Below are 13,620 nucleotides of genomic sequence, written 5' to 3'. Positions count from 1 at the left end.
TTTTTAATTTGTGACTGATAAATAGCATTTATGAAAGACAACTTACAAGTGTTTGATAACGTGTTGGATCTTATAGGAAAAACACCTCTAATCAAATTAAATAAGCTAACTGCAAGTTTTGATGGTGATTTCTACGCTAAGGTAGAAGCCTTTAATCCAGGACACTCTTCAAAAGATAGAATAGCACTTCATATTATAGAAGAAGCTGAAAGACAAGGAATTTTAACTCCAGGAGATACAATTATTGAAACCACATCTGGTAATACAGGATTTAGTATTGCTATGGTAAGTATCATTAAAGGATACGAGTGTATTTTGGCTGTGAGCTCAAAGTCGTCAGCTGATAAAATAGATATGCTTAAAGCCATGGGAGCAACAGTGTATGTGTGTCCTGCTCATGTAAGTGCTGATGACCCAAGGTCGTATTATCAAGTTGCAAAACGCTTACATGAAGAACGAAAAGGTTCAATCTATATCAATCAGTATTTTAATCAATTAAATATTGATGCACATTATAACACTACAGGTCCTGAAATTTGGAAACAAACAGAAGGAAAAATTACACATTTAATTGCTTGTAGTGGAACAGGAGGAACAATTTCAGGAACTTCTAAGTTTTTGAAAGAGCAAAATCCAAACGTTAAAATAATAGGAGTAGACGCTTATGGTTCGGTATTAAAAAAATACCACGAAACCAGAGAGTTTGACGAAAACGAAATCTACCCATACAGAATTGAAGGCTTAGGAAAAAACTTAATTCCTACAGCAACAGATTTTGACCTTATTGACAAGTTTGTAAAAGTAACCGACGAAGACAGTGCACACACTGCAAGAGAAATTTCTAGAACCGAAGGTTTATTTGTTGGTTATACAAGTGGAGCAGCAATGCAAGCCATAAAACAACTTAGTGAAGAAGGAGAATTTAAAAAAGGAGACAAAATTGTTGTGATTTTCCCTGACCATGGTTCAAGATACATGAGTAAAGTGTATAGTGACAAGTGGATGGAAAGTCAAGGTTTCTTTGACAGTAAAAATGTCACTTCCGAAACAATTCAGTACATAAAGTAAATACATTACCTATCCTATTTTACCCTAATAATATGATAGGTTTTTTGTGTCTTATTAGGTTATGAACACAAGTTTCATAAATTAATTATGTTGTCATGATATAATTAATTAATTTTGCCTCTCAAACTAGACTAATTTAGCTTAAATGAAAGATTTATTTGAAAAGATATACAAGGATAAAGGTCCTTTAGGAAAATGGGCGTCTCAAGCAGAAGGATATTTTGTGTTTCCTAAACTTGAAGGTCAAATATCCAACAGAATGAAGTTCCAGGGAAAAGATGTAATTACCTGGAGTATTAATGATTATCTTGGTTTAGCTAACCATCCTGAAGTACGAAAAACCGATGCTGAAGCTGGTGCAGCTTATGGATCTGCTTACCCAATGGGAGCTCGTATGATGTCTGGTCACACAGATTTACACGAAAAACTTCAAAATGAGTTGGCTTCATTTGTAAGTAAAGAAGCAGCTTACCTTTTAAACTTTGGTTATCAAGGAATGGTATCTACTATTGATGCTTTGGTATCTAAAGATGATATTATCGTTTACGATGTTGATGCACACGCTTGTATTATAGATGGAGTACGTTTACACATGGGTAAACGTTTTACTTACAAGCACAACGATGTTGAAAGTTTAGAAAAAAACCTTGAGCGTGCTACCAAAATGGCAGAACAAACAGGAGGTGGAATTTTAGTAATTTCAGAAGGTGTGTTTGGAATGCGTGGTGAGCAAGGTCGTTTAAAAGAAATCGTAGCACTTAAAGAAAAATACAATTTCAGATTTTTAGTTGATGATGCTCACGGTTTTGGAACCTTAGGAAAAACAGGAGCTGGAGCAGGTGAAGAGCAAGGTGTACAAGACGGAATAGATGTGTATTTTGCAACTTTTGCTAAATCTTTAGCAAGTACAGGTGCATTTATTGCTGCAGATCAAGAAATTATTGATTATTTAAAATACAATTTACGTTCTCAAATGTTTGCTAAATCATTGCAAATGCAATTGGTTGTTGGTGCGTTAAAACGTTTAGAGATGTTAAAGACAATGCCAGAGCTTAAAGCAAAACTTTGGGAGAATGTAAACGCATTACAAAAAGGTTTAAAAGAACGTGGTTTTGATATTGGTACAACACAAAGTTGTGTAACACCAGTATATTTAAAAGGGAGTATTCCTGAAGCTATGGCTTTAGTAAAAGACTTACGCGAAAACTATGGTATTTTTTGTTCAATAGTAGTGTATCCAGTAATCCCTAAAGGGTTAATATTATTACGTTTAATACCTACTGCGACACACACGCTAGAAGATGTTAATGAAACTTTAGATGCGTTTGATGGTATTAGAAGTAGATTAGAAAACGGAACTTACAAACGTTTATCTGCTGCAGTTGCTGCTGCAATGGGAGAGTAAACGATAGTTAAATATATCAACAACAAAAAAGCCGATGATTTTTTATCGGCTTTTTTTATTAAAGATCTTTTCTAAGTGTAAAACGCCTTTTGTTGGTTTTAGGATTAAAATGTTTCCATATTTGATGAATAGCTTTATTATCTGCTAATTCAGGTGTTCTAATACAGTTTTGAATGCCTTTTTCCTTAAACACCTTATAGTATTCATCAAATATAATTGCTGTAACTCCTTTGTTTTGATATTCTGGTAAAACACCAATTAAGTAGAATACCACATCCTTACTTTCTTTTTTAGCTTTTAATAACTTAAGAAACCCAAACGGAAATAGTTTTCCTTTTGCTTCCTGTAAAGCTCTAGCAAATGATGGCATTACTATTGAAAACGCAATTAATTCATCGTTTTTATCAACAACAAACTTGATGTATTCAGGGTTTACAAAGCTTATAAACTTCTTTTTAAAGTAAGCCTTTTGAATATCGGTAATCTCAACAAACGATGATAGCGACGAATAACTCTTATTGAATAAGTCAAACATTTTATCAGCATAAGGCATTACCTCTTCTGTTTTGGTAAAAGCCAATGAACGTAACTGATATCTTCTTTTTATAAGGTCTTGCACTTTTGCAAAGAACTCAGGTTTTACATTTTTAAAAGGGAAAAAGTTCTCGATGTATTCTTTTTCCTCAGTATACCCATGAGATTTGTAATGGTTGATGTAGTATGGATGGTTGTACCATGTAATCATAGTGCTAAGTTGGTCAAAACCTTCGGTAAGCACACCTACTTTGTCTAAGTTAGAGAAACCAACAGGACCTTCGCAATACTCAAGGTTATTTTCTTTACCAATTTCTTCTACTTTTTCAAGAAGCGCTTTAGAAACTTCTAAATCATCAATAAAATCAAACCATCCAAATCGCATTTTCTTTTGGTCTTGCTTTTTTACTTCAAGCCAATTGATAATTGCAGCGACTCTACCTACAATTTCATTATTCTTATATGCTAAAAAGAAACGAGCTTCAGCATCTTTAAATATTGGGTTAACATCTTTGTTAAAGGTTTCTAACTCTTGTTTTATAATAGGAGGAACCCAATACTTGGAGTCTTTATAAATTTTAAACGGAAACTTTACAAATTCCTTAAGCTCATTTTTAGAGCTAATTTCTTTAATTGTAATCATAAAATAGTTGGCTTAGTTGCCATTATCGTCATTAAAATCGGTTTCAGCTCTTCTGCTTTTTTTTCCTCTTGATTTTCGTTTAGCTTCTTCATCAGCAGAATTACCATTGTCAATTTTATCCTTATGGAAATCAAACCTGTAAGATGCTCCAAAATTAACGCTGAATACCGAAGGTGTATCTTTAGTGTTCAAGGTTAAAGCTGTGTCCAACTGTAAATCTTTGCTTAAGAGGTAAGCACCTCCAAATCTAAATAAATTATCGGCATAAAAGTCACTCTTAATACCATGGGCTTCTCCAAAAATCACCCATTTTGGATTGAAAGAATGCGTTAGTGTGAGGATATATTGAAAATCAGAAAAGTCACTACCAATTCTGTCTTTAATTAAATTCATAACAAGTACCCAACCACCAGCAAAGTTGTTTTGTGTTGCAACCATTACTTTAGGACTAAAACCTTCAACATCTGGAGCAGTGTAAGGGTTATTTTTAGAATCGTAATTTGCACCTAAATATACAGCAACAGCAGGAATTAAGGATTTCCACTTAAAAGCTCTATTGGCATGGTAACTATAAATGTTTGGTTTGTCTTCTTCTGCATTTTTATAAGGATCGTAAACTAAATATTTAGCGCCAAGAGTAAAGTTTTTAAAATTTGAGCGTTTATCTTCAGTTGAGAATGTTGAGCGATTATCGGTAAACGTATCGTTTTGGTAAGTACCTTCAAGGTTGATTTCCAATTCTTCAAATAGTAGTCCGTAACGCGCAGCAAAATCTACTCCAAAACCAGACACTTCATACATTAAAGGCGTGTGTTTTTCTTTAACAATGTAAGGGCCAACCTCTAATTGAGCTACATTGGTTCCCACAGAAAAAGCACTTCTAGAAACTCCAGGTCTATTGGAATTTATAACTTCGGTATATTGCGAAAATGTATTGAAAGACACTGCAAAACACACCAATAACATATACTGTTTAATAGATTTCATCTGTTTGTGTTTTAGTTTTTTAATTGTCAAACGGAATGCCTCTTTCATTTTATATTCTGATGTAAAAATTAGCTTTGTAGGCATTTCATAGGTGATTTGTTAAATTCAAATATAGAGATTTTATACTTTTTTTAAGTATTTATAACTTATTTTAAAGTATGATAATTGTATTTTTGAAAAAAATATCTTTTTAATGGTACAAACGGCTTCTTTTATTGGTTTTTTAAGAACCATTTTAATCATACTATTAGTGTATTATGGTATAAAGCTACTTATGCGAATTTTTGCTCCATACCTTATGCGCTATATGTCTAAAAAGATGCAAGAACGTTTTGGAGGTCAATTTCAACAATACCAAAATAACCAACAAACACAACAAAGAGAAGGCGAGACTGTAATTGATAAAATGCCTGAGCGTCAGAAGTCTTCAAATAAAACTGTTGGAGAGTACGTGGATTACGAAGAAATTGATTAATTTTCACAATCATTCTTTAAAACATATTCATGCAGTTTTCAATCAAAAGAATTCTTCCTCATCTTTTAATTTTAGTAGGGTTTGTTATTGTTTCATTAGCATATTTTAACCCAGTTTTAAAAGGCAAAAAGATTTTTCAAAGTGATATTAAGCACTACATTGGAATGTCTCAACAGCAAAATGACTTTAGAGCAGCCACTGGTGAGGAAACCTACTGGACTAATAGTGCGTTTGGAGGTATGCCCACGTATCAGTTGGGTGCAAAATACCCTCATAATTATATTAAAAAACTAGACCTTTCACTACGTTTTTTACCACGACCAGCCGATTATTTATTTCTTTATTTCCTAGGGTTTTATGTGCTGTTACTTGTGCTAAAAGTAGATTTTAAACTCGCTGCACTTGGTGCATTGGCCTTTGGTTTTTCTACCTATCTCATTATTATATTAGGTGTAGGACATAATAGTAAAGCGCATGCTATTGCCTATATGCCTTTGGTGCTTAGTGGTATTCTACTCACGTTCAGAAAACATTACATAGGTGGTTTTTTACTAACTACAGTGGCTATGGCTTTAGAGATATGTACTAACCATTTTCAAATGACTTATTATTTGATGCTGTTAGTTGTGGTTTTAGGAATAGCTTATTTAATTGACGCCTACCGAAAAAAGGTATTGCCACATTTTTTCAAATCGGTTGGGATGCTAGTTGTTGCAGTACTATTAGCTGTTGGGTTAAACGCCAGCAATATTATGGCGACCAAAGAGTATGTTAATGAAAGTACACGAGGAAAAAGTGAACTTACTATAAATCCTGATGGCTCTCCTAAAGCAGTGACGACTGGATTGGATAAAGATTATATTACAGAATATAGCTATGGTATAGCGGAAAGTCTTAACTTGTTTATTCCAAGGCTTTTTGGTGGTGGAAGTCATGAAGATGTTGGTGTCGACTCTGAAACGTTTAAATTTTATAGAAATATTGGAGCGTCGCCTGTTGAAGCCACTCGCGAAGTTAAAACTACACCTACTTATTGGGGAGCACAAACCATTGTTGAAGCACCAGCGTATGTTGGAGCAGTAGTTATTTTCTTGTTTGTATTTGCTTTGTTTTTGGTTAAAGGCAGACTCAAATGGTGGCTAGTTGGTGGTACTGTACTATCGTTATTGCTGTCTTACGGAAAGCATTTAGGGTTTTTAACCGATTTCTTTATAGACTTTGTACCTATGTACAACAAGTTTAGAGCAGTAAGTTCTATTCAGGTAATTTTAGAACTCTGCATACCTGTATTGGCTATTTTTGGTTTGGTACGTTTATTCAATGATTTTGATAACAAAGACGAAAAGCTAAAAGCATTAAAATATTCCGCGATAATTACAGGAGGACTTGCAATTTTACTTTTGCTTATAAAATCGTCGTTTGATTTTGTAGGTGTAAACGATGGGTACTACAGACAAGCTTATGGCGAGTATGGACAAAGTTTTGTTGACGCACTAAGAGCAGACAGACAAACCTTCTTTACACAAGATACGTTAAGAACTTTGCTTTTAGTAGTACTTGCAGCAACAACAATTTTTGGATTTTTAAAACAAAAGTTATCAGAAGGAAAAGTTATTATTGTATTTGCTGCTTTAATTTTATTTGATTTAGTTGGTGTAGACAGACGCTACGTTAATAACGATAATTTTGTGTCTGCAATTCAAGTTGAAAAACCTTATAAAGCTAATGCTGCTGATAAAGAGATATTAAAGGACAAGACACATTTTAGAGTTTTAGATTTGTCTAATGAAGGCTCTAGAAATCCAGGAAAAGCAGCTTATTTTCATAACTCGTTAAGTGGTTATCATGCTGCAAAACTTGGACGATTTGATGAACTGTATGATTTTCATATTTCAAAAAACAATATGGAGGTCATTAATATGTTGAATACCAAATATTTTATTGGAGAAGACGATAAGGGTAATGTATTTCCTTATAACAATGAAGAAGCCAATGGAAATGCTTGGTTTGTTTCGTCATTACAACAGGTTAGTTCTGCTAATGAAGAAATAGTTGCTTTAGACAGTTTAAATACTAAAGCAAAAGCGATTACATCAATGCCATTGGAGTCAAGAACCTATACTGTAGACTCTTTATCTACAATTAAATTAGTAGCACATCAACCAAACTATTTAAAGTACGAATCTAACAACAGTAACGATGGTTTTGCTGTGTTTTCTGAAGTGTATTATGGCCATGGTTGGGTAGCAACAATTGATGGAACCGAAACACCTATTCAGCGTGTTAATTATGTGTTGAGAGGACTTGAAATCCCTAAAGGAAACCATACTATTGAATTTAAATTTGAGCCTCAAGTAGTAAAAACAGGAAGTACTATTGCGTTGTCTAGTTCAATTATACTAGCATTATTGCTTCTAGGAGGCCTATTGTATTCGTTTAAAAAAGACCAAGCTAGTGCGTAAAAAAGCACTTATAATAGCATACTATTGGCCACCTGCAGGAGGACCAGGTGTACAACGTTGGTTGAAATTTGTAAAATACTTACCAGAATTTGGTGTAGATCCTGTTGTTTATTGTCCTGAGAATCCTAGTTATCCAATTACAGACTTGCAGTTGGAAGATGAAGTGTCTAATACTGTAACTGTTTTAAAACAACCTATAAACGAACCTTATAAGTTTGCTAATTTACTTTCGAAAAAGAGTTCTAAATCGATAACTTCAGGCATTATTCCGAAGAAAAAAAAGCAATCTCTTATTGAGCGTTTATTATTGTATGTAAGAGGAAATTTCTTTATTCCTGATGCGCGAAAAGGTTGGGTAAAACCTTCGGTTGCTTATCTTTCAGAATATATAAAAAACGAAGGTATTGAAACGATTATCACTACTGGACCACCACATAGTTTACACCTTATAGGTTTGCAGTTAAAAGCGCAATTGAATGTAAAATGGATAGCCGATTTTAGAGACCCTTGGACAACTATAGGCTATCACAAAGATTTAAAGCTCACCAAAAGCTCTAGACAAAAACACGAATTGTTAGAGCAGAATGTTTTGCAATCTGCCGACCAAATTATAGTTACTAGCACAGTTACAAAACAAGAGTTTGCGCTTAAAACCCAACAACCCATAACTGTTATTACCAATGGTTACGACACGTATGCTATTGAACGACCAGAGAAAGACCAACGTTTTACAATAGCTCATATTGGCTCATTACTTTCTGAACGTAACCCAACTCAATTATGGGACGCATTACGTGAGTTGATAGCTGAAAACGAAGCTTTTAAAACTGCGTTTCAGTTGAACTTGATAGGAGTAGTGAGTGATGATGTGTTACATACATTATCACATTACCAACTAGATGATTATGTAAATGTTGTAGGCTATGTTAACCATGAGGAAGCGATGCAGTTTCAAATGCAATCGCAAGTGTTGTTGTTAATTGAAATAGACTCACAAGTAAGTAAAGCTATTATTCCTGGAAAGCTGTTTGAATATATGGTTTCCAATACGCCAATACTAGCTATAGGACCACAAGAGTCTGATGTTGAAGACATCATTAAAACTACAAATACAGGACATTATTTTTATTACAATGAAAAGCAGCAGATAAAATCTCAAATTTTATTGTATTTTAATGCCTATAAAACCAATTCGCTGCAAACGCAACCTATAGGATTGCAAAAGTACAGTAGAAGGGAACTAACAAAAACTCTAGCGCAACTTGTATAAATGGGAATTGTAGTTAAACAATCCTTTAAAAACACTATTAGTACCTATTTAGGGTTTGGTATAGGAGCAATTAATACATTGTTTCTGTACACTAATTTTATTACAGATGAGTACTATGGTTTAATTGCCTTTGTGCTATCTACAGCAAATATTATGATGCCTTTAATGGCTTTTGGAGTTCATAATACACTTATAAAGTTCTATTCTACATTTAAAACCAAAAATTCACTTAACAGCTTTTTAACCTTAATGCTTATACTACCTATGTTTGTAGTAGTTCCTGTAGCATTGATTGGCTATTTTGGTTATGATGTTATAAGTGATTTGTTATCACAAAGAAATGGTATAGTAAAAGACTATGTGTGGCATATTATTATTGCTGCTATTTCTATGGGTTATTTTGAAGTGTTTTTTGCTTGGGCAAAAACCCAAATGCAGACTGTTTTTGGCAACTTTATGAAAGAGGTGTTTCATAGAATTGGTATAATGGTACTGCTGTTTTGTGTGTATTTGGGATATCTTAATGTACAAGAGTTTATCAATGCAATTATTATAGTATATGTATTGCGTATGGTTATAATGAAACTCTACGCATTTATTATTCGTTGGCCAGTACTTAAGTTTAATAGAATAGAGAGCTTTAGGGCTATTATTAAATACTCATCGCTTATTATACTTGCTGGTTCGGTAGCGACACTTATTTTAGATATAGATAAGTTTATGCTTGGACAATATATTGATATAGAGGAAGTCGCTTACTATAGTGTTGCAATTTATATCGCATCGGTAATTTCGGTTCCGCAACGGTCTATGCATCAAATATTAATGCCTATTACTGCTAATTATTTAAATGAAAAAAATAAGGTTGCTTTAAAGGATTTGTATCAACGCTCGTCACTTAGCCTTTTTATTATTAGTGGATTGATATTTTTACTGATTGTGCTTAATATTAATCAGTTGTATTTAATTATCCCTGAAGAATTTAGTTATGGGCTAACCGTTGTGTTTTTAATAAGCTTAGCAAAACTCTACGACACGCTTTTAGGAAACAATAATGCTATTTTATTCAATAGTGATTATTATAGAGTGGTACTACTTTTTGGAGTGTTACTTACGGTATTGATAGTTATTTTAAATATGGTATTTATTCCGTTATTAGGAATTGATGGAGCAGCAGTTGCAACTTTTATAGCTATTTTTATTTACAATACAGCTAAAATTTACTTTGTAAACCGAAAGTTCAAAATGCTTCCTTTTACAAAAGACTCTTTAAAAGTAGGAGTATTGATTTTAGTAAGTGTTGCTGTGTTTTATTTTTGGGAATTTCCTTTTCATCCTATAGTCAACATAGCACTTAAATCTTTGGTGATAGGTTGCGTGTATGTCTTTGCAGTGTATAAGATGAATGTCTCTAAAGACATTACAGGAATATTAAAAAAGTACTTACCAATTAAATAGTTTTTGCTGTGTTACTAGCCTAAAACGGGAAAATCCCACAAGGTGCTTTGAGGCATACGACTTGCAGGACTTTCCAACTAACCAACCAAAAAATTATGTATCGTTATATTATCTTCTAGATCTTGTACTGTTTTGTGAACTTCTAGATTTAGTCGCATTTGACGACTTTGTTCTATTATTTTGAGTTACACGCTGAGTACTTTTGTTTTGTCTTGTATTATATTTACGTATTTGAGACGTATTTGGTTTTCTTACCGTTGAATTTTTTTTAGTATTCACTTTATTAGACACAGTAGTTCTTGTTTTGGTCACATTTCTTTTGGTAGTAACCGAACTATTTTTAGGCCTATTAGTATTAACTGTAGCTCTAGACGATGTGTTTGTTCTATTAGTAGAACTTGATACTCTAGGAGTGGTAGTTCTTGTTCTAGTAGGAGCTGTTACAGCACTATTATTACGTCTTGTGGTGTTGCTTCTATCTACAGAAGTACTTCTTCTAGGTGTAGCATCTTGCCTATATCTATCACTTATACGTGTTTGTTGTGCGTTTGAACGTCTTCCGTTGTTAGCTACAGTATTACGACGACTGTTTATGTTAACAGGCTGACGGTAATTGTTTCTGTATGGTCTGTAATAGTGATGTCTAATAGGAGTGTAATACTGTCTATAAGGTCTAGTGTTTACAATACAGAAGTTTACTGAAGGTACAGCATAATATCTGTGCCATGGACGGTACACATAGTATCTATTATAAACGTTTATAAACCCTGTGTAGTGAGAAAATACTCTGTTACGATAGTGAATGTATAAACCACCTACACGAGCAACACGTCCAAAACTGTTATAGTGAATGTTTACATTTCCTGCTCTTGTAATTCTTCCGTAGAAGTCATAATAAATAGGTGTGTTTTCTATTTGAACAATAGCACCAAAATCGTCATATTGTACATAAGGGTTGTAATCATAACCAGTGTTAAAGCTTATGGATACATTAGGAGTACTAAAGCCAACATTTACGTTTGGGCCATAATTAGGGATGTAAAAGTCGAACTGACCATCAGGAAATACCGAAAATTCAATACCATTCTCTACAAATATGAAAGAGTTGCCATAACCATTAGCATAAGTGTTAAAAGTATTTACTGAATTTGTGCTGGTGGTTGTTGCGTTTACAGATACGCTTCCTAAGAGTATTGCTGTAAAAAAATAAATAATTCGTTTCATAATTGTAAGGGTTTTAATTATACAATTATTAGTAAACAAACAGCGTGCCAAAAAACAGAAACAATATTTAATGTGTTGATTTTGAGTGGTTTGTGTTTATTTGGATTTTTTGTAGGAAAAACCGCGTTTTACATGGACTATCCATGGACTAGCTATGGAGTAGCTATGACCTAGGTATAGAGAAGCCATTTGTGAGTGGTTTTTAAGGAAAATATAACTACAATTTACTATCTTTCAATTGTAACAAGTATATCAAAAGTTGATATTTGATTAAGTTTTATAAGCATGAAATATAGAAGACTATCTAAATACTGTTTATTTTATCTTTTATTTATAGTGCAAACATTAGCAGTATCACAAACCAATCCTTTTACTGATTTAGTTTATGATACAGTTGTTGCTTATGAATTTAAAGGCGATGGAGAAACTTTGATAGATTATTGTCTTAAAAATGCTAAAGAGAGAATAAACAAAGAATCCGTTTTAAGCTCCGAACAAGTGAAAGATTTTGAGACTATTATAACCAGTAAAACAGCTTATGGTAGTACAACAGCCTTTTGTTTTGATCCTCATTTTGCAGTTGTTTATTTTTTAAAAGGAAAACCTGTTGAGACAATTGATGTTTGCCTTAGTTGTAATTACTTAGTGTCAAGGACTGAAATACCTTCATCAACATTAAAGTATATAAAAATATCAGATGATTATTCTTATCCAGCTAATGGTTTTAGTTCAACTACTAGAAAACAAATTTATCAGTTTGTAAAGGATTTAGGATTTACAAAATATTTACAACCTTTGAACTCAATATATGATAATCAACCATGATTCATATCTTTAAGTTAATGTAAGTGCAATTTACTATCTTTCCATACCAAAATTAACACATTCAGTACTATGAGTATTACCACACCAGAACATGATGAACGTATTGCAAAAATGACTTTTGCATCGGTATATCCGCATTATGTTACTAAAGTTGAGAAAAAGAATCGTACCAAAGCCGAGTTACACCAAGTTATTGAATGGTTAACAGGCTTTGACGACAATAAGCTGCAACAACTTATAGACGATAAGGTAACTTTTAAAACGTTTTTTGAGCAAGCAACCATTCACCCAAATGCACACTTAATTAAGGGTGTAATATGTGGTTACAGGATAGAAGATATTACTACCACGTTAACCCAACAGACTAGATATTTAGATAAGTTGGTTGATGAGTTAGCAAAAGGTAGAAAAATGGAAAAGATACTTAGAGAAGGATAAGCTTTTTATAGTTAGTATTGATGCTCTATAAAAAGACAATCCCGAAGTACTTGGGGATGTACAACGGGATTATCAATTAACTAACCAATCAAAAAAATCTATTTATACTTTTATTTTAATCTTTTTTTGTTTTTTCACTTCACTTCCTTGTCTGTAGTAATAGTAATCATCAGCATCATCAAAATCACTATAGTAACCATATCCAAAATCACCTGAAGTGTTGTTGCTATATACATAACCTGAATTGTTATGGTTTACTACACCAGAAGCATGAACAATTTCTCCCCAAGCGTTGTAGTTTACACGTAAACCACCAACTTGTTTTAATCTTCCATTACCTCTTTGGTAACTCATATATACAGTTCCAGCTCTTTTAATTCTGCCTTGTCTGTCATAATTTAAGTACACATTGCCAATTCTTCTAATTTTACCATCACTATCATGTTGAATAAATACACCTTGATTAGATCTTGGAGTAGAATAGTGTACTCTACTAACAGTACCTGGAGCTCCATAAGTAACGTTTACCGAGCTTCTACGAGTAGTTGTTGATCTGTAGTACACGTTACCTGTTTGGTAGGTGTTTTCAATATTAGTATTGAAATCGAAACTTCCGTCAGGAAAAATCATAAACTCTACACCACGCTCTACAAACATTATTGGTTGTGCATAACGATAGCGTGTATTGTTTAAACCTTCACCTTGTGCTGTTGCTGTTGCAGATGTTAAACCTAATAACATCGATGCTAATATGAATACAAATTTTTTCATAATAATAGGGTTTTAGATTATGCCTACTCATTTAGCTTTTCGGCTTACGCTATTTGTTAT

General features: G+C 33.2%; 12 protein-coding genes. 8 read left to right on the top strand and 4 right to left on the bottom strand.

What is annotated here, in order from left to right:
• Positions 1 to 30: 30 nt before the first annotated feature.
• Positions 31 to 1,068 carry a PLP-dependent cysteine synthase family protein gene (locus A8975_RS06020; protein ID WP_131506858.1) on the top strand — a complete coding sequence of 346 codons (1,038 nt, stop codon included), beginning with the start codon at positions 31 to 33 and terminating at the stop codon, positions 1,066 to 1,068.
• A 145-nt stretch (positions 1,069 to 1,213) separates the two neighbouring features.
• Positions 1,214 to 2,473: an aminotransferase class I/II-fold pyridoxal phosphate-dependent enzyme gene (locus A8975_RS06015; RefSeq protein WP_129760181.1), complete on the top strand. Its 1,260-nt coding sequence runs from the start codon at positions 1,214 to 1,216 to the stop codon at positions 2,471 to 2,473.
• Positions 2,474 to 2,531: 58 nt separating this feature from the next.
• Here the strand turns inward: A8975_RS06015 and A8975_RS06010 are convergent, their stop codons facing one another.
• Both A8975_RS06010 and A8975_RS06005 read right to left on the bottom strand, forming a co-directional pair.
• On the bottom strand, positions 2,532 to 3,650 hold the full coding sequence (locus A8975_RS06010) for a GNAT family N-acetyltransferase (protein WP_134199067.1): 1,119 nt from the start codon (positions 3,648 to 3,650) through the stop codon (positions 2,532 to 2,534).
• A 12-nt stretch (positions 3,651 to 3,662) separates the two neighbouring features.
• Positions 3,663 to 4,637 (bottom strand): transporter, encoded by a 975-nt coding sequence (locus A8975_RS06005; protein ID WP_131506854.1) that lies wholly within the window; start codon positions 4,635 to 4,637, stop codon positions 3,663 to 3,665.
• Positions 4,638 to 4,830: 193 nt separating this feature from the next.
• Here A8975_RS06005 and A8975_RS06000 point away from each other — a divergent pair, with 193 nt between their 5' ends.
• The 4 genes from A8975_RS06000 to A8975_RS05985 are packed head-to-tail and all read left to right on the top strand — an operon-like array spanning position 4,831 to position 10,302.
• Positions 4,831 to 5,112 carry a DUF4834 family protein gene (locus tag A8975_RS06000; RefSeq protein WP_129760178.1) on the top strand — a complete coding sequence of 94 codons (282 nt, stop codon included), beginning with the start codon at positions 4,831 to 4,833 and terminating at the stop codon, positions 5,110 to 5,112.
• A 29-nt stretch (positions 5,113 to 5,141) separates the two neighbouring features.
• Positions 5,142 to 7,574, top strand: a complete 2,433-nt coding sequence (locus tag A8975_RS05995; protein WP_134199065.1) for a YfhO family protein — start codon at positions 5,142 to 5,144, stop codon at positions 7,572 to 7,574.
• Positions 7,567 to 8,844 (top strand): glycosyltransferase, encoded by a 1,278-nt coding sequence (locus A8975_RS05990; RefSeq protein ID WP_134199063.1) that lies wholly within the window; start codon positions 7,567 to 7,569, stop codon positions 8,842 to 8,844. Before A8975_RS05995 ends, A8975_RS05990 begins: the two co-directional genes overlap by 8 nt.
• Positions 8,845 to 10,302, top strand: a complete 1,458-nt coding sequence (locus A8975_RS05985; protein WP_134199061.1) for an oligosaccharide flippase family protein — start codon at positions 8,845 to 8,847, stop codon at positions 10,300 to 10,302.
• A gap of 108 nt (positions 10,303 to 10,410) precedes the next feature.
• Here A8975_RS05985 and A8975_RS05980 read toward each other — a convergent pair whose 3' ends face one another.
• Complete coding sequence (locus A8975_RS05980) at positions 10,411 to 11,526, bottom strand: hypothetical protein (RefSeq protein ID WP_129760174.1); 1,116 nt, start codon at positions 11,524 to 11,526, stop codon at positions 10,411 to 10,413.
• 285 nt (positions 11,527 to 11,811) lie between these two features.
• Between A8975_RS05980 and A8975_RS05975 the strand changes: the two genes are divergently transcribed.
• Positions 11,812 to 12,351 (top strand): hypothetical protein, encoded by a 540-nt coding sequence (locus A8975_RS05975; RefSeq protein WP_134199059.1) that lies wholly within the window; start codon positions 11,812 to 11,814, stop codon positions 12,349 to 12,351.
• A gap of 69 nt (positions 12,352 to 12,420) precedes the next feature.
• Positions 12,421 to 12,789 carry a DUF2200 domain-containing protein gene (locus A8975_RS05970; RefSeq protein ID WP_129760171.1) on the top strand — a complete coding sequence of 123 codons (369 nt, stop codon included), beginning with the start codon at positions 12,421 to 12,423 and terminating at the stop codon, positions 12,787 to 12,789.
• A gap of 102 nt (positions 12,790 to 12,891) precedes the next feature.
• On the opposite strand, the gene A8975_RS05965 is transcribed toward A8975_RS05970, so the two are convergent.
• Complete coding sequence (locus A8975_RS05965; RefSeq protein ID WP_134199057.1) at positions 12,892 to 13,560, bottom strand: hypothetical protein; 669 nt, start codon at positions 13,558 to 13,560, stop codon at positions 12,892 to 12,894.
• Positions 13,561 to 13,620 lie beyond the last annotated feature (60 nt).

The sequence above is a fragment of the Meridianimaribacter flavus genome, from assembly GCF_004366715.1.
GTDB classification, from domain to species: Bacteria; Bacteroidota; Bacteroidia; order Flavobacteriales; family Flavobacteriaceae; genus Gaetbulibacter_B; species Gaetbulibacter_B jejuensis.
This window is presented reverse-complemented; position numbering and strand designations above follow the sequence as displayed.

Bases quoted from the DNA above. Each gene is read 5' to 3' on its own strand.
- A8975_RS06020 (WP_131506858.1), top strand. From the start codon at position 31: ATGAAAGACAACTTACAAGTGTTTGATAACGTGTTGGATCTTATAGGA.
- A8975_RS06015 (WP_129760181.1), top strand. From the start codon at position 1,214: ATGAAAGATTTATTTGAAAAGATATACAAGGATAAAGGTCCTTTAGGA.
- A8975_RS06010 (WP_134199067.1), bottom strand. From the start codon at position 3,650: ATGATTACAATTAAAGAAATTAGCTCTAAAAATGAGCTTAAGGAATTT.
- A8975_RS06005 (WP_131506854.1), bottom strand. From the start codon at position 4,637: ATGAAATCTATTAAACAGTATATGTTATTGGTGTGTTTTGCAGTGTCT.
- A8975_RS06000 (WP_129760178.1), top strand. From the start codon at position 4,831: ATGGTACAAACGGCTTCTTTTATTGGTTTTTTAAGAACCATTTTAATC.
- A8975_RS05995 (WP_134199065.1), top strand. From the start codon at position 5,142: ATGCAGTTTTCAATCAAAAGAATTCTTCCTCATCTTTTAATTTTAGTA.
- A8975_RS05985 (WP_134199061.1), top strand. From the start codon at position 8,845: ATGGGAATTGTAGTTAAACAATCCTTTAAAAACACTATTAGTACCTAT.
- A8975_RS05980 (WP_129760174.1), bottom strand. From the start codon at position 11,526: ATGAAACGAATTATTTATTTTTTTACAGCAATACTCTTAGGAAGCGTA.
- A8975_RS05975 (WP_134199059.1), top strand. From the start codon at position 11,812: ATGAAATATAGAAGACTATCTAAATACTGTTTATTTTATCTTTTATTT.
- A8975_RS05970 (WP_129760171.1), top strand. From the start codon at position 12,421: ATGAGTATTACCACACCAGAACATGATGAACGTATTGCAAAAATGACT.
- A8975_RS05965 (WP_134199057.1), bottom strand. From the start codon at position 13,560: ATGAAAAAATTTGTATTCATATTAGCATCGATGTTATTAGGTTTAACA.